The sequence below is a fragment of the Rhodococcus sp. NPDC127593 genome (assembly GCF_042671975.1).
GTDB lineage: Bacteria > Actinomycetota > Actinomycetes > Mycobacteriales > Mycobacteriaceae > Rhodococcus_F.
The window spans coordinates 157,841-178,831 of record NZ_JBHXWI010000004.1 but is presented as its reverse complement, the minus strand read 5'-3'; the positions used below and the strand labels follow the sequence as shown (position 1 = coordinate 178,831).

Here is a 20,991-nt window from a genome sequence, read left to right as displayed (position 1 = left end):
TGGTACTGGCCGGGGGGGGGGGTCGCCCGGCCCCCCGGGGTCACCACCGCCCCCCCCTGGGGTGGGGGGGGGGCAAACCCCGGGGCCCCCGGCCGGGGGGGAGGGGGCCCCACTGTGTGCGGAGGCAATTCCGCGGTGGAGCCTCCTGTCAGGATTGAACTGACGACCGCTCGCTTACAAGGCGAGTGCTCTACCACTGAGCTAAGGAGGCGGACACGCGCGCCCATCATATCCATTGCAGGAACGTCGGCTACTTCCGCCCACATTGGATAGCGTTGGAGCCATGAGTACCTCGGAGATCGCCACTGTCCTCGCTTGGCACGACGCCCTCAACTCCGGCGACATCGACACTCTGCTGTCGCTGTCGAGCGACGACATCGAGATGGGTGGGCCGCAGGGTGCCACCCAGGGCCTGGCGGCGCTGCGGGAATGGGCGTCTACCGCGGGCGTCACGCTGATTCCGCAGCGAATGTATTACTACGACGGGGTGCTGGTGGTCGAACAGCAGGCCGCGTGGGCCACGGACCCCGAAGAGACGCGTATCCTGGCCTCTGCATTCCGTGTCGTCCACGATCAGGTCATCTCCACGTTCCGCCACGAGACACTCGAGTCTGCACTCTCCGCTACCGATTTGACCGAGAAAGACCTTGTCTCCGACACGTAGTATGGCCAAGCTCACAGAATCCCTCCAACGTCTCACAGGCGACCGTCGCGCAACGGTCGATGCGGTCACCGCTGCACCCACACCGCTGCAGCCGATCGACCTCACCGACGATGCGGTCGTCGCCGAAGTACTCGACCTCGCCGTGCGAGTCGGTGAAGTGCTCCTCGCCTCGGGCACCGGTGCAATGGACACCGCCGAGCAGGTGCAGTTCATCGCCGCCACGTACGGCCTCGCCCAATGCGATGTGGATGTCACGTACAACTCCATCGTGCTGTCCGCGTACCGCGGGCCCACCCTCCCGCCGGCGAGCACCATGCGGATCGTGCATTACCGCTCGATGGACTTCACCCGGCTCGCGGCGGTCGACCGGCTCACCCGGCGTATCCGCCGGGAAGCCGTCACCCCCAGCGAGGCGCACGAGGCCCTGACCGCGGTCACAACGGCGCCGCACCCGTACAACCGCTGGATCGCGACGCTCGCCTGGGCGTCCATGGCCGCGTCGGTCTCCGTGTTGATGGGCGGTGGGGTGCTGGTCGCATCCGTCGCCTTCCTGACGACGATGGTGATCTACCGGGTCAACCGCGTCCTCAACCGCATCGGTCTGCCGTTCTTCTTCCAGCAGGTGGCGGGCGGTCTGGTGGCGGCGACCCCGGCGGCGACGCTCTACACCTTCCAGGATCAGCTGGGTGTCGAGATCAGACCCTCGCAGATCATTTCGGCCGGTGTGGTGGTGCTGTTGTCCGGGCTGTCGCTGGTCGGTTCCGTGCAGGACGCCATCACGGGAGCACCGATCACGGCGGCGGCGCGATTCTTCGAAGTGGTCATGATGACCGGCGGCATCATCGCCGGTGTGGCCATCTCGTTGCGTCTGACCGGCGTGCTGGGTTCGACCCTGCCACCCGTCAACGTCGAGATCACGGAACTCGTGCAACTACCCGTGCTGGTGATGTCGGGCGCTTTCGCGTCGATGTTCTATGCATTGGCCTGTTACGCCGAGCAGCGCGCCCTCACGGCCGCGTGGTTCGGTGGCGCGGCCGGCGCGCTCGTCTACATGGTGGCGCACCAGTTCGGCATCGGCCCGATCATCGGTTCGGCACTCGCCGCCACCGTGGTCGGCTTCGCCGGTGGTCTGATGGCCCGCCGCGCGCTCACGCCGCCGCTGGTCGTCGTGGTGGCGGGTATCACGCCACTGCTTCCGGGCCTGTCTCTGTACCGGGGTCTGTACGCCCTGCTCAACAACGAAGTGGTGCTCGGACTGAGCTCGCTGCTCGCGGCGTTCGGTATCGGTTGCGCGCTCGCGGCCGGCGTCACGCTCGGCGAATGGATCGCCCGGACCCTGCGGAGGCCCCGCATCCTGCGTCGCACAGACGACATCCGCCGCCCCGTCTTCAAGACGAGGCGGCGGAAGCCGGTCGAAACACACACGCAGAAGGCGGCCTGAGGCAGTTTCAGGTGACGGCCTCCCGGCCGTCTGCCGGGTACGACCGCCGGTGTCTCACCGGACGGTCGTCCCGGCACATCGACGCCGAAACGCGGCGCCGGGGAGGTCAGCTCTTGTCGACGCTGTGCCGTCCGCCCGACTTCTCGTCGGCCTCCATGGCCTCACGCAGGCTCTTCGGCCGCATGTCGGTCCAGTTCTTCTCCACGTACTCGAGGCACGCGGCCCGGCTTTCCTCGCCGAAAACCACGCGCCAGCCTGCCGGCACCTCAGAGAACGTGGGCCACAGTGAGTGCTGGTCCTCATCGTTCACCAGCACGTAGAAGCGGCCTTCTTCGTCATCGAATGGATTGGTGCTCATCTCGCCTCGCTTGTCGCATACGTGTCCTGTGCGTTCAGACTAGCAAGCGTGCCGTTGCGGCCACGCCTTGTTACGACAGATGTAACGATCTCTCCCGCCCGCACGGCAACGTTCGACAGGAGCGACGACGTGATTCCGTGCGTTTTCTCCGTGCCGCCCTGCAGATAGATTCCCGCTGTGACGTCCGGTGAAACCGCCAATCTGTAATCTCGGTCCACTTCACGCGGCGGGTGGGTGTTCGGCGCGAGATCGCCGAGCAGAGGCTCGAGGGGTGCGGGAGTGAAACCGGTGGCCAGAATCAGTGCGTCGCAAGCGAGAGTGTCGGTGAGTCCGTCCACACCGCTGCGGACAGCCACCTCGATTCCGTCCGAAGTCTCGTCGACGGCAATGATCTCCGAGGCGCGGCGCATGAAGAGGCGGCGACGCCCACGCACGCGTTCCTGGTATTCGGTGGCGTAGAGCTCGTTGATGAGCTCGATGTCGACCACCGAATAGTTAGTACTCCTATGGACATCCAGCAATCGCAGTCGCTCCTCTTCCGGGGCACCGTGCAGATCGTCCACGGCCTCCGGATCGAAGATGCGGTTGGCGTACGGACTGTCGTCGGCCGGGCTGTAGCCGTAGCGCGAGAAGACGCTGTGGACTTCGGCTTCGGGGTAGTTTCCGTGCAGGTATTGCACGATCTCGGCGGCGCTCTGGCCTGCCCCGAGGACGACGAACCGATGGTGGACCGGGGCCGGCATCTCGCCGAGCCGGAACAGGAACTGGTGGTTGTGGAAGCACCGCGCAGAGGGGTTGGCCCACTCGGGGATTCGTTCCCGCAGACCGGCGCCCATCACCACGTTGCGCGCGATCACCGTGCTGCCGTCGGCGGCGCGGACCGCGAAACGGTCGATCACCCCGTCGTCGCCGCGGATTCCGCGTACGGTCTCCACCGCCGTGCCGTATCGCACGTCGGCGTCCACTCGGCGTGCCGCCCACTGCAGGTAGTCGTGAAACTCGTGACGAGTCGGAAAGAACGTCTGGTGATTGACGAAGTCGACGAGGCGACCCTGATCGAAAAGGTAATTGAAGAAGGTGAACGCGCTACGCGGATTCCGGAATGTCACCAGGTCCTTGGGAAACGCGATCTGCATCGTCGCGCCGTCGAGAAGCATCCCGGGATGCCACCCGAACCGATCCTGCTTCTCGAAGAACTGCGCGCTGATCCGCTCGCGCGGGGGGCACTTCGCATTGTGTTCCTCGATGGCAATGGCCAGGGCGAGGTTGGCGGGACCGAATCCGACACCCACGACATCTCGCACTGGGAGATCTGTACCGACCGTTTCCGGCGATTCACTCATAGCTCGTTGTCCGTCCTCGACGCCGCGCCGCACCCGACCCAGCCGCCGTCTGCCTTCCGAAAAGATAGTGAAGCCTATCCTTATTTCCAGCACAGTACCAAGTACTTCCGGCCCCCGCGGCGGCGAACTCCGCCCCGGAACTGCGATCTAGATCACTCTTGATCATCGGGGTCCTTCCGCCCATGCGGTGACCAGCGAAGACAACTCCGACGCCCAGCCACAGACCTTCTCGGCGTCCAGCACATCCGAGGAGAACGAGAAATACGCGTGGACGGGTCCGTCACCGATCGGCTCGTAGAAGCTCAGTGTCAGGTCCGAATCCGGAACACCCACCGGCACCGGCATCAGGCCGCCCAGTGCGTCGAGATGACCGAGCCTGGCCTGCTCGTGATGAACGAGCATGATCTGCGGACGCAGCACCGGCGTCTCGCCGATTGCCTCCACGACGTCGGCGAACGCCACGTCCTGGTTGTCCAGCGCGTCGAGATTCGAGGTGCGGATACGCCGCAGCAACTCCACGGGATCTGGGTCCCCGCTCGTATCCGTTCGCAACAGAACGATATTGAAGAAGCAGCCGACCAGCGCGTCCAGCGCCTCCTCCGTGCGTCCCGCGACGAGTGACCCCAGCGGAATGTCCGTGCCGGCGCCGTGCCGTGTCAGCACGGTGGCGAGTGCGGCCTGCAACACCATGAACAGGCTGGTGCCCGTGTCGCTCGCGAACTTCTCGACCGCGCTGTGGAGTTCCGCGTCGATCTCGACCGGCACGATCTCCGCCGTCCGCGGTCCGCGAACGGCCGGGGCGGGCAGTTCGAGCCGGGACGGCATGCCGTCCAGCGTCTCCCGCCAGTAATCGAGCTGACGCGACCGACGGCTGTCCGGGTCCCCGGGCTCGCCGACGAGTGCCTGCGACCACACGACGTAGTCGGCGTATCCGACGGGCAGCGGTTCCCACGCGGGTTCCTCGCCGTGCGAGCGCGCGGCGTATGCGCCCATCAGATCTCCGAGCAAGGGCACCACGGACCACTCGTCGACGGCGATGTAGTGCATCGCGAGAAGCAACGCCTGGGTGCCGTCGGCGCCGGTCACGAGATGCACCCGGAGCGGTGCGTGCTCGGTGAGATCGAGGGGTTCCTGCGCCAATTCGAAGACCGTGCGGTGCACGTCTCCGTCCCCGACGTCGACGAGTTCGAGGGCGGGCCGCACCGCTTCCTGCGCGACGACGGTGCCCTCGGCCTCCACGTACACGGTCCGCAGCGGTTCGTGCCGGGACGTGACGTCGTCGAGAGCCTGCGCCAGGATCTCGGGGTCGACGGTGTCGCGAAGCTGCAGCGACAGCGCGTGACTGGCCCGCGCCTCGGCGCCGGCCGCCCGGAACTGCTTCCAGAACCGGCGTTGCGGCCCGGACAACGGGAGCACCTCCGGCCTCGGGTGCGCCGCCGTCAGCATCGGCCTTCCGGTGGACGAGGCCCCCGCGACGATCGCGGCGAGTTCGGCCACCGTGGAACTGTCGAACACGTCCCGGATACCGACGTCGACGGCGAACCGCCCGCGGATCCGTCCCACCAACCGCATCGACGCCATGGAGTTGCCGCCGAGGTCGAAGAAGTTGTCGTGGATGCCCACCGACGGCAGGTGCAGGATGTCGGCGAACGCTGCGGCGATCTCCTTCTGCTCCGGCGTCTGCGGCGTGCCGTCCCCGGTCAAGGCCGACCAGTCCGGCAGCGGAAGCGCCTTGCGGTCGAGTTTGCCGTTGGGTGTCAACGGGAGGTCGCCGTCCAGCACGACCACGAGAGTCGGCACCATGTAGTCGGGCAACCGCGATGCGGCGTGTTCCCGCACCGCCTGCGGATCGATCTGCCCGGCTCCGTGACCGTCGGCCGGTGTCACATAGCCCACGAGCCGGACGATGTCGCCGGACCGGTCCGCGACGACCGCCGACTGCTTCACCGCCGGATGGCTTCCGAGGGCCGCGATGATCTCGCCGAGTTCGATGCGGAATCCACGGATCTTCACCTGGTCGTCGACGCGTCCGAGGAAGTCGATGTTGCCGTCGGCCCGCCAGCGCGCCCGGTCGCCGGTCCGGTACATCCGGGTGCCCGCGTCGCCGAAGGGGCTGGGCACGAACCGCGCCGACGTGAGGTCGGGCCGGCCGAGATATCCGCGCGCCAGTCCGCGTCCGGCGATGTACAACTCGCCCGCCACTCCCGGCGGCACCGGTTGCAGGCGGTCGTCGAGGACGTACGCCTGTTCGTTGGGATCGGGGATGCCGATCGGCACAGCCGAGTTCCATCCGGGCTGCGCCTGCCACAACGTGTTGTTGACGGTGGCCTCGGTGAGACCGTATGCGGCCAGCAGGTTGAGCCGTTCCGCCCAGCGTCCGATCAGTTCCGGCGGCACGGTCTCGGTGCCCACCAGCACGGTGCAGCCCTCGGGGACGTCGCATCCCGTCGGCAGCGCCGCCAGCAGGGACGGCGGAATGATCGCGTGCGTCACGGCGTGTGCGGTCATGAAATCGGTGAGTTCCGGTCCGGCGACGCGGGACTCGTCGGGCACGATGACCAGGCGGGACCCCGTGCACAGTGCCATCGACAACTCGAAGACCGCGACGTCGAATCCGATCGAGGCGAACTGCATCACCACCGAACCCGGAACGAGCTTCATCCGCTGTTCGGCGGTCGCGACGAGACTGGGAATCCCGTCGTGAGTGAGGATCGCGCCCTTGGGTTTACCGGTGGAGCCCGACGTGTAGATGACGTACGCGGCGTGGTCCAGGCCTTGCGGGGGCCGCGGCACCTGCAGGGCGGGCCCGCTCTCGAGTTCCGCGACGACGGCCGCGTCGTCGAGGAGAACGCGTGTGAGGCCGCCGTCCTCCGCGATGCGCGGGCTCTCCCCCACCGTGGTCACCAGCACCCGCGCGGCGGAGTCGGTGAGCATGTAGGAGATGCGGTCGGACGGGTGGTTCAGGTCGAGCGGTAGGTACGCCGCCCCGAGTTTCAGCACCCCGAGCACGACCGCGACAATCTGCGCCGACCTCGGGACCGCGAGTCCCACAACGTCTTCGACGGAGACCCCGCGGCGATGCAGCAGTGCGGCGACACGGTCGGCGCGAACACTCAGTTCCGCGTACGTCACCTCACCGTCGGTGTCGACGACGGCCACGGCGTCAGGGGTCGCCGCCACGTGGCGCGCGAACGCCTCGTAGAACGTCTCCTCCGCCACCGGGTGCGCGGTGTCGTTGAACCCGCACACCACCAGTTCACGTTCGTCGCCGAGGAACACGTCGAGGTCGCCGACCGCGCGACCCGAGTCGGACGCGACGGCGCCCAGCACCACGACCTGCCTGCGCGCGATCTTCTCCGCGGTGGCCCGGTCGAACAGGTCCGAACCGTATTCGAGGCGCAGTTCGACCCGGTCGTCGTCGAGATACTCGGTGAAGTTGAACACCAGGTCGAACTTGGCCGTACGTTCCTCGAACGCCACCGGGGTGAGGGCCGGTCCGGGTGCGAGCGCCGAATCGGACGTCCGGCTGTGGTAGCCGACCATCACCTGGAACAACGGGTTCCGGGCCAGGGTCCGCGCCGGATTCACTTTCTCCACGACGGTTTCGAACGGGACGTCCGCATGCGAGAAGGCCGCCAGGTCGGTGTCGCGGACCCGTGCCAGCAGCTGGTCGAACGTGGGGTTGCCCGACACGTCCGTCCGCAACACCACGGTGTTGACGAAGAATCCGATCAGGTCGTCGAGACCCTGTTCGCTGCGACCGGCGACCGGCGCACCGATCGGCAGGTCGTCGCCCGCACCGAGACGGTGCAGCAACGCCGCCGACGCCGCGTGCAGCACCATGAACATGCTGGTGCCCGACGTCCGCGCGAGCGAGCGCAGGGCCCGTGTCGTCGCGGCGTCGAGCGTCGTCTCGATCGCACCGCCGGCGAAACTGGGCCGCGCCGGACGGGTGCGATCGGTGGGGAGCACCAACTCCTCCGGCGCCCCGTCGAGAGTCTTCGCCCAGTAGTCGAGTTGGCGGCTGACGAGGCTGGACGGGTCCTGCGGATCACCCAGAACGTCGCGCTGCCACAGCGTGTAGTCGGCGTACTGCACGTCGAGCGGCTCCCACGCCGGTTCCGAGCCCTGCGCGCGAGCGGTGTACGCCGTCATCAGGTCCCGCAGGAACGGGCGGTCCGACCATTCGTCGGTGGCGATGTGGTGCAACACGATGGCCAGCACCTGTTCGTCCGCGACCCGGATGAGGCTCGCGCGCACCGGGATCTCCGTCGCCAGGTCGAACGGGCGGCCGACGGTCTCGGTGACGAGCCGGACCAGATCGGCCTCGGTGCCGTCCACCACCGCGACGTCGGGGCGGGCATCGTCCAGGATCACCTGCACCGGTTCACCGTCGTGCTCCTCGAACACCGTTCGCAGCGATTCGTGTCGCGATACGACGTCGGTCAGCGCCTGCTCGAACAACCCGGGGTCCAGTGCATCCTGCAGTCGCAGGACGATCGGGAAGTTGTACGCGACGGCGGGGCCCGCCCCATCCCGACCTGACGCGCCTTCCATCTGCTGTAGGAGCCACAGCCGTTGTTGTGCAGCGGAGAGCGGCAGATGCTCGGGACGTGGCCTGGCCACCAGCACCGGACGCGTCGAAGCGGTGTCGTCGCCGATCCGGGCGGCGAGTTCGGCGACCGTCGGTGCCTCGAACAGGTCGCGCATGGTGAGGTCGGTGTCGAGCGCGGCCCGTGCCCGGCTGATCAGCCTGGTGGCCAGCAACGAATGACCGCCGAGGTCGAAGAAGTCGTCGTCGACCCCGGGGGCGGGGACGCCGAGGATCTCACCGAACAACGCGGACAGCACCCGTTCTGGGTCGGTGCGCGGTTCCGTGCGCGCGCCGCCGCTGCGGCCGAGCACGTCGTCCGCCGACGGCAGCGCCTTCACGTCGAGTTTGCCGTTCACCGTCATGGGCAGGCTGTCGACCTCGATGACCGCGGCGGGCACCATGTAGTCCGGCAACGTTGCGCGCAGCGCCTGTGAGTACTTGTTAACGTCCCGCGGTTGATAAGTACTCACGACGGCGTAGCCGACGAGCCGTGTGAAACCACCCGCGCCCGAATCGACGACGACGACGGCCTGGCGAACGTCGTCCAAAGCTTCGAGCGCGGATGCGATTTCGCCGAGTTCCACCCGGTGACCGCGGATCTTCACCTGATCGTCGGTGCGGCCGAGGAAATCGAGACTCCCGTCCTCGCCTCGGCGGACGAGATCGCCCGTCCGATACATACGTACGGATTCCCGGAACGGGTCGGCGACGAACCGCTCCGCCGTCAGCGCGAACCGGTCGAGGTAGCCGCGCGCCAACCCGACCCCGGAGATGTACAGCTCGCCGGGAACACCGTCCGGAACCGGACGCAACCACGCGTCCAGCACGTAGGCGGACGTGTTCCAGATCGGGGTGCCGACGGTGGGTGTCGCGCTGTCGGCGGTGCCGGCACCGAGTGTGTTGATCGTGTACTCGGTGGGACCGTACAGGTTGTACCCGCACGTACCGTCCGTGTCGCGCAACCGGTTCCACACCGAATCCGACACCGCCTCGCCGCCGAGCAGTACGAGCGGCGGCCGGTGCCGCCCCGGACCGTCGTCGAGCAGACCCTCCTCGATCAGGTGCTGCGCGTAGGTCGGCGTCACGTTGACGACGTCGATCGCGTGGGTGTCGCAGTAGGCCACGAGCGCTTCGGCGTCACGCCGCAGGTCCTCGTCGCAGATGTGGACCTCGTGGCCTTCCACCAGCCACAGCAGTTCCTCCCACGACATGTCGAACGCGAACGACACGGTGTGCGCGATGCGCAGTCGCCGACCGCCCGCCGCGGTCACGACGTGTTCGAAGATCGCCTCGCGGTGGTTGAACTGCATGTTGGTCAGGCCGCGGTACGGGGTGACCACGCCCTTCGGCTTGCCCGTGGACCCGGACGTGTAGATGACGTACGCCGGATGGTCCAGGCGCCCGGGGGCTCCGGGCGCGAAACCGCCGAGTTCGGCCTCCGACAACGGTGCGGACGCGACCGCGCCGAAATCCAGGGTGTCGACGGTCAGCGTGTCGACCGTCGCAGCGGCGAGCGTTCCGTCGACCTCCGACGTGGTGACCAGGACCGTCGGACGCGCGTCGTCGAGCATCGCGACGAGCCGCTCGGCGGGGTGGTCCAGTTCGAGCGGCAGATACGCGGATCCGGTGCGCAGCACGGCGAACAGCGCGGTCACCATCTCCACCGACCGCGGCAGTGCGAGTGCGACGATCCGTTCCGGGCCCGCGCCGCGGGCCAGCAGGAGCCGGGCCATCCGGTTCACATCCGAATCGAGTTCGGCGTAGCTCACGGTGCGGTCCCCGAACACCAGGGCCGTCTCGTCCGGCCGGCCGCGGGCCGCGTCGGCGAACAGATCGGCGATGGTCGCGTCGGGCAGGGCCTTCCACTCGACCGGCACAGGCTTTGCGGCACCGGCGATTCCGCCGACCACACCGGACAGGTCGGTGGACCATTCCTCGAGCACGGTCAGGTACCGCGACAGCATGCGTTCGACCCGCGACTCCGCGATCTTCTCGGGGTGGAACTCGAACTTCACCTTCACGCTCGCGCCCGGCGTCACGACGACCGTGACCGGGTAGTGCGTGTGATCGATGCTGTCGCCGCCGCTGATGTCGTGCGCCGCATTGAGCGCCGACACCTGCTTCTCGTCCACGAAGTTCTGCAGCACGTACAGCACGTCGAACAGCTGCCGGTGCTCGGACACCCTCTGGATGGAGGCAAGCCCGAGGTAGTCGTACGGGGTCAGCGCCAACCGCTCCGACTGGGTTCGCCGGAGCAGATCGGTGACGGTCTCGTCGGCGCGCAGCGTCGTCCGGACGGGGACGGTGTTGAGGAACATTCCGGCCACCGCGTCGATGCCCGGGACCTCCGGTGGACGTCCGGCCACGGTGGTGCCGAACACGAGGTCCCGGCGTCCGGTCTCGATCCCGAGCACGACGGCCAGCGCGGCGTTCAGCACCGCGTTGAACGTGACACCGGCACCGCGGGCACCGGCACGAAGCCGTTCGCTCAGTTCCTCGGACAGCACCGCGTCCCGGCGCTGCGGCGGCTGCGGCTCCCCCGCGACCGTCGCGGCCAGCAGCGTCGGTTCGTCGAGGCCGCCGAGCGCGCCGGTCCATGCCGACTGCGCGGCGTCCGCGTCGCGGGTGGCCAGCCACTGCAGGTAGTCCTCGAAAGATCCTTCCGGGGCGGCGAACCCGGAGTCGTCGCCACCCGATTCGTAGAGGGCGAGCAGCTGGCCGACGACGAGGCCGTTGGACCATCCGTCCCAGAGCAGGAACTGCCGGTTGATCACCAGTCGGTCGTGGGAGTCGTCGAGCCGCAACACCATTGCCCGCCACAGCGGCGGGGAGGTGAGGTCGAACGGTGTCAGCCGGTCCTGCGCGGTCAGCTGTTCGGCGTAGGACGCGCGTTCGGGATCCTCGAGTTCCCGCAGGTCGAACTCGGTGATGGGCACGTCCAGCCCGGCGCCGAAGAACTGCACCGGCGCAGGCAGGCCTGCACTGACGAATCCCGCTCGCAGCGTGGGGTTGCGTCGCTGCAGGGTGCGCAGCGCGGCGGCGAGCCTGTCGGTGTCGAGGCGGTGCGCGAAGTCGAGTGAGAACTGTGCCGTGTAGATGTCGGCGCCGGAGTCGAACCCGGCCTGGAAGTAGAGACCCTCCTGCAGCGGCGACAGCGGCAGCACCGTGTCGACCCCGCTCGGGCTCGCCTCGACGATCCGGTCGATCTCCTCCTGCGTCAGCCCCACGAGGGGAAGGTCGGACGGCGTGAGCATCGCCGGTCCGTCGTGTTCTCCGGCGGCGTCGGCCAGTTCACGAAGCGCGGCCACCCAGCCGTCGCTCAACGCGAGGACCTCGGCCTCGCTCAGGTCTGCCTCCGACCAGGCGAAGACGGCCTGCAGTTCGGTGCCCCGCTCGGACTCCTCGGACAGGGCGTTGATCACCAGCCGGTAGGGGCCACCGAGATCGGCATCGGGATCGGTTGCCAGCGAGTCGGATTCGACCGCGGGCGTCCAGGGTCCGGGCACCGCGTGCGGCATGCGGCCCAGGTAGTTGAACAGCACCTGCGATTCCGCCCGTGCCGCCAGAAGGCCAGCGGTGCGCGCGTTGACGTACCGCAGCATGCCGTAGCCGATGCCGCCGTCGGGGGCACCGCGCAGCTGTTCCTTGACGTCCTTGAGCGTCTCGAGTGCGCCCGTCCGGCTGCGCAACCGGACGGGGGTGACGTTGGTGATCCAGCCGACGGTCCGGGAGAGATCCACACCCTCGGCGAGTTCTTCTCGGCCGTGCCGCTCGAGGTCCACCAGCAGGTCGTTCTCGCGTCCACGGCCGGCGAGCCACCGGTCGGCCGACAGGCGCAGCGCCGCGAGCAGCACATCGGTGACGTCGGCGCCGACCACGGCGGGAACGGTGGTCAGCAGCGCCGTTGTGAGATGCGGGTCCAGGACTACCGACCGCCGTGCGCCGCTGCTCACGACCGCGTGCCCGTCGGTGTCGGGCACCAGATCGGCACCCGGTTCGGTGACGCGCAGCCAGTGGTCGAGTTCGGCGAGCCGGGCGGGGTCCTGCGCCTGCTCGGTGACGATGCGGGCGAATCCGCGCAGCGACGTGGGCACCGGGTCGAGCGCCGCGTCCTGGCCGCTGTCGGCCGCCACCCATGCCATCGCGAGATCCTCGATCAGCGTCCGCCACGACACCCCGTCGATCACCAGATGGTGTGCGACGAGCAGGAGCCTGCCCAGCTCCTGCGGGCCGGCGTCGAACCACACCGCCGACAGCATGGTGCCGTCGTCGGGGTCGAGCCGGTCGGTCGCGGCGTCGGATTCTGCTGCCACGCTCTCGCGCAGCGCGGCGGCGTCGAGTCCGGTGACGTCGACACGACGCAGTTCCAGGTCCGCGGATTCGGTGATCTCGAGCGACCACACACCCGGTGCGTGCCGGGTGAGCTTCTGCCGCAGGCCGTCGTGATGACCGATCACCGAGTGCAGGGCGGCCGTCAGGACGGTGGCACTGGTGCCCGGCGGCGTGTGGAGCAGAACGGCCTGGTTGAAGCGGTTCTTTCCGCCGCTCCATTCGGACAGACGATGGACCACCGGCAGGGGCGACAGGACGCCGGTGCCCGAATCCTCCACGCGCGGGGCCGGCGCGACGACGGTGGCCGCGACCAGTCGCGCGAGCGCGGCCGGCGTCCGCTGCTCGAAGATCTGCCGCGGGGTGACGGTGATTCCCTCCCGGCGAGCGAGATTCACCAGTCGGATGGCGAGGATGCTGTCGCCGCCGAGCGCGAAGAAGTCGTCGTCCACGCCGACGGCCCCGAGACCGAGAACCTCGGCGTAGTGGGCGGCCAGCACCACTGCCGGTCCGCTCGCCACGACCGGCGCGGAGGTTGCCTGGCCCGAAGTCATTTGCGCCGCGAAGTCAGGCGCGGGAAGCGCTTTGCGGTCCAGCTTCCCGCTGGGGCCGAGCGGGAACTCGGGCACGTTCACGAACGCGACGGGCACCATGAACTCCGGCAGGGCCGCGGCCAGGCGCGCACGGACGTCGTCGACGTCGGCGTCCCCGACGACGTACCCGACCAGCTGTTGCTGACCGGGCCGGTCCGTGCGCACGACGGCGGCGGCCTGCCGCACTCCGGGGCAGGCGGCCATCTGGGCTTCGATCTCGCCCAGTTCGATGCGGAAGCCGCGCAACTTCACCTGATCGTCGACTCGGCCGAGGTATTCGACCGCACCGTCGGCGTCGACCCGGGCGACGTCACCGGTGCGGTACATGCGGGACCCGGTGCGGGAGAACGGATCGGCGACGAAACGCTCGGCGCTCAACCCGGGCCTGCCCAGGTAGCCGCGGGCCAGCTGTGGTCCCGACAGGTAGAGCTCACCGGCAGCGCCCGCGGGCACCGGCTGCAGGTACCGATCGAGGACGTACAGGCCGGTGTTGGACGTCGGCAGGCCGATCGGCACGGACGGCGCGGACGCGTCGATTCCCTGCACCGATGCGGCGTAACTGACGTCGACCGACGCCTCGGTCGGACCGTAGAGGTTGTCGAGTTCCACTCCCGGCAGGAGTTCGGCGACGCGCCGCGCGGATGCCACGGGAAGCGCCTCACCGCTGCACGAGATGATCCGGAGCCCGGTGCACCGCGCCGCGGCGGGTTCGGCGAGGAACACCTCGAGCATCGAGGGCACGAAATGCACGCGCGTGATCGACTGCCGGATGATGACGTCGGCGAGGTACGCCGGGTCCTTGTGGCCGTCCGGCCGCGCCAGCACGAGAGTCGCCCCGGCGAGCAGCGGCCCGAAGAATTCCAGCACCGACACGTCGAAGCTGGACGGCGTCTTCTGGAACACGTTGTCCGAAGGGGTGATCGGCCGGAACAGCTGAACCCACAGCAGACGGTTGACGATGCCGGCGTGCGGTATGACGACCCCCTTGGGCCGTCCCGTCGAGCCCGACGTGTAGATCACGTAGGCGGGGTGCTGCGGCGTGAGCGCGACACCGGTCAGCGGCTCGGGCGAGAACCGGTCGGCGTCCGACACCCGGACCTGCGGAACGCCGGACCCGGAGAACGGCACGGTGCCGTCGGTGAGAACGCACACCGGTTCCGCGTCCTCCAGCATGTACGCCAGCCGGTCCGCGGGGTAACCGGTGTCGAGCGGAACGTAGGCGCCGCCCGCCTTCCCGACCGCGAGGAGCGCCACCATCAGGTCCAGCGAACGGGGCAGTGCCACCGCCACCTTCGACTCGGGTGCCACCCCGCGGTCGACGAGCAACCGGGCGAGGCGGTTGGCGCGCGCGTGCAGTTCGGCGTAGGTGAGGTGTTCGTCCTCGAACACGACGGCCACCGCCTCGGGTGTCCGTGCGGCCTGCTCCTCGAGCAGTGCCGTCACCGTCGTCTCGGGGAACTCCACCTCGACGTCGCGCAGTGCCGCCTCGATCGGCTCACGCGACGCCAGCGCAACGGACGACACGTTCTGGTCGACGTCCCGGGTCAGCTCCGCGAGATACGCCACCGTCGACTCGGCGAACCGGGTCGCGGTCGCCGCATCGATGCGGGCGGCGTCGTACTTCAGCTCGAGTGTCAGCGCGTCACCGGGCACGACGATCAGTGTCATCGGGTACGGCGGGTGCTCGTCGAAGCGGATGCCGGTCAACTGCACCGCACCGGTGGGATCCGCGACCGCGCCGTCGCCGAGCGGATAGTTCTCGAACACGACGAGCGTCTCGAACAGGTTCTGCAGTCCCGCTTCCCGGCGCAGCTCGGGCAGGCCGAGGTGCTGGTGATCGAGCAGCGTCGACTGCTCGTGCTGCCACCGGGCGAGGGTCTCGGCCACCGTGTCGGTTGGCCGGTACCGCAGCCGGGTGGGCACGGTGTTGATGAACAGGCCCACCATGGTCTCGATACCGGGCAGGTCCCCGCCGCGGCCCGACACCGTCGAACCGAACACCACGTCCTCCCGGCCGGTGAGGCGGCCGAGGACCAGACCCCACGTGCCGTGCACGAGGGTGCTGAGCGTCAATCCGCGGGCCCGGCCCACCGCGGAGAGCGCAGCGGTGTCGTCCGACGGCAGTGCCGCCCGGACACTGCGGATCCCGGACTCCCCCTTCGACGAGGGTTTCGGGAGTTCCACCGGCTCGGGGGCGTCGGCGAGCGCGTCCCGCCACACGGCGAGCGACGCCTGACGGTCGCGCGCCCCCAGCCATTCGAGATAGCTCCGGTACGGCGTGGGCGTCGGCAGTGCCAGCGGCTTCCCCTCGACGCTGTAGAGGGCCATGAGTTCCCGCAACATCACCGGCACCGACCACCCGTCGGCGACGATGTGGTGAATCGACTGCAGCAGAAGGAACTTCTGCGGCACATTTTCCGTCGCGTCGCTCGCCCCGGACGCCACCCGCGCGAGCGTGTAACGCAGCAGGGGGTCGCGGCCGAAGTCGAATCCCCGGGCCCGGTCTGCCGCCAGCACCTGTTCCACGCGCTGCTCCGGGTCCGCGACGCCGGTCAGGTCGAGCACCTCCATCGGAACGCGGACGTCCTCGCCGACCACTTGCACCACCCGGCCGTCCGAGACCGCCCGCACGCCGACGCGGAGGGCCGCGTGCCGGTCGACGACCGCCTGCAGCCCGCGGTGCAACGCCGCGGCGTCGACGGGCCCGGTCAGTTCGATCACCTGCTGCACCACATACGGATCCGTGCCGGAGTCCTCGAACGCCGACTGGAAGTAGATGCCCTGCTGCAGCGGTGTCAACGGAAGCACGTCGACCGCCCCCGCCAGCGCGTCCACGTCCGGCTGCGTCAGCGACACGAGCGGGAAGTCCGAAGGCGTGTGACCGCCGAGACGGTCGATTCCGGCAAGCACCCGCAGCACTGCGGTCCACTCGTCGGCGAGCGCGACGACGGCGTCACGGGTGAGCACACCGGGCGCCCACGTCAGCGTCGTGCGCAGGACGGGGCCGTCGGCGCCGTCCTCGGCGATCACGTCGAACGCCAGGGCGTGTCCGAGCGGCATCCGCGGGTCGTCGGCGCCGCCCATGGCTCGGGGCAGCCAGTCGACGCCCTCCGCGGACGTCACCCGCCCGAGGTAGTTGAACAGCACCTGCGGGGTCGGTGCGTGCGCGAGTTCCGGCGTCGGGACACCGAGGTAGCGCAACGCGCCGTAGCCGAACCCGGAACCCGGGATGCGGCGCAACTGGTCCTTGACCGCCTTCAGGGCGTCGGCGATTCCCGTCTCGCCGACCGCCGCACCGGGGTCGAGCACCACCGGGTAGACGGTGGTGAACCAGCCGACGGTCCGGGAGAGGTCGAGGGCGGGTCCGCCGCTGCGGCGCACGAGGTCTTCCTCGCGTCCGTGTCCCTCGAGATCGAGGAGCACGGGGCCCGGCCCGCCGTCTCGCCACTTCTGCAGCGCCACCGCGACACCGGTGAGGAGTGCGTCGTTGACGTGGCCGTGGAACGCTGCGGGCACGGTGGCGAGCAGCGGCCGGGTGAACTCCGGCGGCAATGTCACCGTGAGGGTTTCGGCGTCGCCGGCGAGGTCGAGGGCCGGGTCGAGCGCACGTGAGCCGAGGAGTGGGTCTTCGGTGGTCGCCACGTCCGCCCAGAAGGACAGTTCGTGGTCGAAGGCACCCGACCGCGTCTGCTCGTCGAGCAGCTCGGACCAGCGGCGCAGCGACGTTCCGACCGGAGCGAGTTCGGGGACGCCCCCGGCCGCCACAGCTGTTCCCGCGCGGGCGAGGTCTTCGAGAATGATGCGCCAGGACACCCCGTCGACCACCAGGTGGTGGCCGATCAGCAACAACCGGCCGGGACCGTCGGCCGCGGAGAAGAGGACGGCCTGCACCATCGTGCCCGCATCCGGGTCGAGCCTGCCGACGGCAGCCCGCGTCTCGACGTCGAGTTGCTCGGCGCTGCCGTCGAATTCGACGACCCGCAGGATTCCGTCGACCGCCGCCGGGGACGGTTCCGGCACGGACAGCGTCCAGCGGTCGCCGCGGACGAGCGTCGCGCGCAGGGCGTCGTGCCGCTCGAGTACCGCTGCCAGGGCCGCCTTCGCGGCATGCTCGTCGAGGGCGGCCGGAGTCTGCACGAGCACCGACTGGTGGAACGCGGCGATCTCGCCACCCCGCTCCGCGGTGCGGGCGACGATCGGGGTGCTGCGGACGTCACCGACGGCGACGTCGTCGGAGTCTACGGCGGCCGCGGTCCGGCCGTCCTGGACCCGGGCGAGCGCCTCGGCGGTGCGGAGCTGGAAGATCTCCCGCGGGCTGATCGAAAGACCCTCCCGCCGAGCGTGGTTGACCAGCTGAATCGCGACGATGCTGTCGCCGCCCAACGCGAAGAAGTCGTCGGTGACGCCCACCGACTCCACCCCGAGGACGCCCGCCATCAGCGCACACAGGGTTTCCTCGGCAGCGGTGCGGGGTGCGACGTTCTCGCCTGCCGCGCCGAGATCCGGCTCGGGCAGCGCACGCCGGTCCAATTTTCCGTTGGGGGTGAGCGGGAACCGATCGAGGACGACGAACGCCGACGGCACCATGTACTCCGGCAGCTTCGACGACGCCCAGACCCGCAGCTCGGCGACGTCCGGTACCGAATCCTGCTTCGCCACGACGTAGGCCGCGAGATACTTTGCCCCCGAGGGCGTCTCCCGCACGACGACGGCACTGTGCCGGACGGCGGGATGCGACACGATGCCCGCCTCGACGTCCTCGAGTTCGAGGCGCATGCCCCGGATCTTCACCTGATTGTCGGCGCGGCCGAGGAAGTCGAGGGAACCGTCCGCCGCCCACCGTGCGAGGTCACCGGTTCGATACAACCGGGAGCCGTTATTCGTGAACGGGTTGGCGACGAAGCGGGACGCCGTGAGCCCCGGAGCGTCCACGTAACCGCGGCCGAGGAGGAATCCGCCGGCGTACAACTCACCGCCGGTGCCGAGCGGCACCGGGTTCAGGTGTTCGTCCAGCACATACAGCTGAGTGTTGGGGTTCGGGCGTCCGATCGACGTCGCGATCCGCGCGGCGTCCTCCCGGTAGATCACATGCGACACCCCGATCGTCGCCTCCGCAGGGCCGTAGCCGTGGTACAGCGTGATGGCGAGCTGCGATCGGAACCTCTCGAACAGACGCGGTGTGAGAACCTCACCGCCGCACCACACGTGCTTCAGCGCCGCCAGCCGATCCGTGCCCCGTGACAGGTCGAGCAGCACGTCCAGCATCGACGACACGAGGTAGACGAACGTCACCGACTCGCGGGCGATCAGGTCCAGCAGGTACTGCGGGTCCCGTTCCCCGCCGGGCTCGGCCACCACCAGCCGGCCACCCGCCACCAGGGGCAGCAGAATCTCGTTCACGGAGATGTCGAACGACAGCGGCGCCTTGAACAGCGACGCGTCCGCGGGCCCGAACCCCAGGATGTCGTCGCGCTGCCACAGCAGTCGCGCGCACACGGCCTCGTGGCGGATCATGGCACCCTTGGGCCTACCCGTCGAACCCGACGTGAAGATGACATACGCCAGCCGCGAACCCTGCACTGTCACCGCGGGCGGCTCGGTGGACTGCTCCGCGTATGCCCACGCCGCGAGGTCGACCGGCACGGCCCGCTCCCCCGCGTCGGTGACTCCGCCGGGTCCGGTGAGAACGAGCGCGGCCCCGGCGTCGGCGAGGACCGACATCCGGCGGTCTTCCGGCCACGACGGGTCGAGGGGCACGAACGCCCCACCCGAACACATGACGGCGAGCAGTCCGATCACCATTTCCGCCGACCGCGGAAGACCGACCGCCACAACCGTTTCCGCTTCGACACCGCGGGCGCGCAGGTGATGGGACAGCTGCGCGACGCGTTCCCCGAGTTCCCGGTAGGTGAGCCGGATGTCGCCGGCGATCAGGGCCTCGGCATCCGGCGTCCGCGACACCTGAGCGTGGAACAGGTCGGGAACCGTCACCGATTCCTGCGGGGACGCCGTGTCGTTGAACTCCACCAGCAACTGCCTGCGCTCGGCCTCGGTCATCGGATCGAGCGACGCAATGGGCTGCGACGGGTCGGTGACGAACTGCCCGACGAAGTGCTCGAGCCTGCGGCGATGCTCCTCGAGCTCGGCCACGAGACCCGCCGGCGCCCGGAGATCGATCTGGATGGGCTCCGAATCCTGCCCACCGCGGATGGAGAAATCGAGGTCGCGGACCGGTCCGGTGGCCGAACCCCGCACCCACGCCGGGAACCCGCCGAACGTCAGCGAGTGCTCGAACATCATGGAATTGATTCCGGGACCGAAGATCTGACGGTCCGGATCGATCGACCGCAGGTCGCGGGCGAGGTCCTCACCGCGGTAGCGCCCGTGCCGCAGCACCGAGATCAGCGTCGTGTCGATTCGGGTGGCGAGCTCGCCCACCGTCATCTCGGGATCGACCTGCACCCGGAGCGGCAGGATCGTCGAGCACATTCCGGGGATGCGACGCAGTTCGCGTCCGACCCGGGCCGTCATCGGCAGCGACAACGTGAGGTCGCGGCGGCCGGTGAACCGGTGGATGTACGCCACGACCGCGGCGAGCGGCAGCCGGGTGCGCCTGATCCCGGCGTCGGAGGCGAAGGTGTAGATCGCGTCGGCATCGTCCGCGTCGATCTCGACGAGGGCGGAGATCGGCGACCCGGAGTGGTCGACGACCTGCGGGAGCAGCCGAGGCGGCTCCGGTGCGTCGATCACCTGCTGGATCCAGAAGTCGCGGTCGGACTCGAAGCGCGTCGACGCACGGTAGTCGCGGTCGGACGCCACGAGCGTGTCGAGGGGCCACGGCGCCGTGGACGTCTCGAGTTCCGGGTGGTCGTATCGATCGACGACGTCGGCCACGAGCAGGGTGATGCCGTATCCGTCGATGAGGCTGTGGTGGTAGCGCTGGTACCAGATCACCGACTCGTCCCCGGTGCGCAGCAGGGCGTGCCGGAACAGCGGTTCGTCGCTCTCGACGTCGACCACGGTCGCCATGTCGCGGTCCATCCACGCGCGCGCAGACGCTTCGGGATCCTCTTCGCCGACCAGGTCCACGACAGCGAGCGTCCACCCGCGCGGAGCTGTCGGCACCTGCAGCAGTTCGTTGCCGGCGCTGCGCTCGAAACGCACGTGCAGGGCTTCGGCCCGCTCGACGGTCTTCTGGATCGCCGCGGCGGCACGGTCCAGGTCGATCCGGCCCGCGACCTCGACGACGAGCGAGAGGTTGTAGACCGGGCTGCCCGGGTTCAACTGCTGTCCGACCCACACCTCGGACTGCGCGGCCGTCAGTGGCAACGCGACACGCGTCGAAGCGGAGAGAGCCGAGGAAGGAGCGCTCTCAGCCGAAATGGTCTGAGGGCGAGCAGCCGCCGAGTGGTCCGGAGACATGGGTGATCCGATCGTCCGTCGAGAGTGCCCGTCCAACGACGGGCACCCGAGGAGTTTAGGTTAGGCTACCCACTAGCAACAACCCGGTTGCCAGCAACTTCACAGGTGCCAGATATCACGGCGGTAATTCGAGTTCAATCACCACGAACGCGTGTCCCCCGAACCGCCGCCGGCATTCACCAGACCAAAGCGGTCCCGGCGTCGCGTTTTCCCACGTAAACATACCGTGCGTCCGCGGCGTCGGCAC

The 20,991-nt window shown here is 69.0% G+C and carries 5 protein-coding genes and 1 tRNA gene; 2 read left to right on the top strand and 4 right to left on the bottom strand.

The genetic code is table 11. The features are described from left to right. Positions 1-136 precede the first annotated feature (136 nt). A tRNA-Thr gene (locus tag ACFVJ3_RS05040) sits at positions 137-211 on the bottom strand. A gap of 72 nt (positions 212-283) precedes the next feature. Between ACFVJ3_RS05040 and ACFVJ3_RS05035 the strand changes: the two genes are divergently transcribed. Both ACFVJ3_RS05035 and ACFVJ3_RS05030 read left to right on the top strand, forming a co-directional pair. Then, complete coding sequence (locus ACFVJ3_RS05035; protein WP_378451013.1) at positions 284-664, top strand: nuclear transport factor 2 family protein; 381 nt, start codon at positions 284-286, stop codon at positions 662-664. A 1-nt stretch (position 665) separates the two neighbouring features. Then, positions 666-2,105, top strand: a complete 1,440-nt coding sequence (locus ACFVJ3_RS05030; protein ID WP_378451012.1) for a threonine/serine exporter ThrE family protein — start codon at positions 666-668, stop codon at positions 2,103-2,105. Between the two features lie 106 nt (positions 2,106-2,211). Here the strand turns inward: ACFVJ3_RS05030 and ACFVJ3_RS05025 are convergent, their stop codons facing one another. From ACFVJ3_RS05025 to ACFVJ3_RS05015, 3 genes are all read right to left on the bottom strand, one after another. After that, complete coding sequence (locus ACFVJ3_RS05025; protein ID WP_005244517.1) at positions 2,212-2,463, bottom strand: MbtH family protein; 252 nt, start codon at positions 2,461-2,463, stop codon at positions 2,212-2,214. Beyond that, positions 2,460-3,806, bottom strand: a complete 1,347-nt coding sequence (locus ACFVJ3_RS05020) for a lysine N(6)-hydroxylase/L-ornithine N(5)-oxygenase family protein (protein ID WP_378451011.1) — start codon at positions 3,804-3,806, stop codon at positions 2,460-2,462. Before ACFVJ3_RS05020 ends, ACFVJ3_RS05025 begins: the two co-directional genes overlap by 4 nt. A 162-nt stretch (positions 3,807-3,968) precedes the next feature. After that, positions 3,969-20,744 carry an amino acid adenylation domain-containing protein gene (locus ACFVJ3_RS05015; protein ID WP_378451010.1) on the bottom strand — a complete coding sequence of 5,592 codons (16,776 nt, stop codon included), beginning with the start codon at positions 20,742-20,744 and terminating at the stop codon, positions 3,969-3,971. Positions 20,745-20,991 lie beyond the last annotated feature (247 nt).

Excerpts from the sequence above, each read along its gene's own strand:
- ACFVJ3_RS05035 (WP_378451013.1), top strand. The coding sequence starts at position 284 with ATGAGTACCTCGGAGATCGCCACTGTCCTCGCTTGGCACGACGCCCTC.
- ACFVJ3_RS05030 (WP_378451012.1), top strand. The coding sequence starts at position 666 with ATGGCCAAGCTCACAGAATCCCTCCAACGTCTCACAGGCGACCGTCGC.
- ACFVJ3_RS05025 (WP_005244517.1), bottom strand. The coding sequence starts at position 2,463 with ATGAGCACCAATCCATTCGATGACGAAGAAGGCCGCTTCTACGTGCTG.
- ACFVJ3_RS05020 (WP_378451011.1), bottom strand. The coding sequence starts at position 3,806 with ATGAGTGAATCGCCGGAAACGGTCGGTACAGATCTCCCAGTGCGAGAT.
- ACFVJ3_RS05015 (WP_378451010.1), bottom strand. The coding sequence starts at position 20,744 with ATGTCTCCGGACCACTCGGCGGCTGCTCGCCCTCAGACCATTTCGGCT.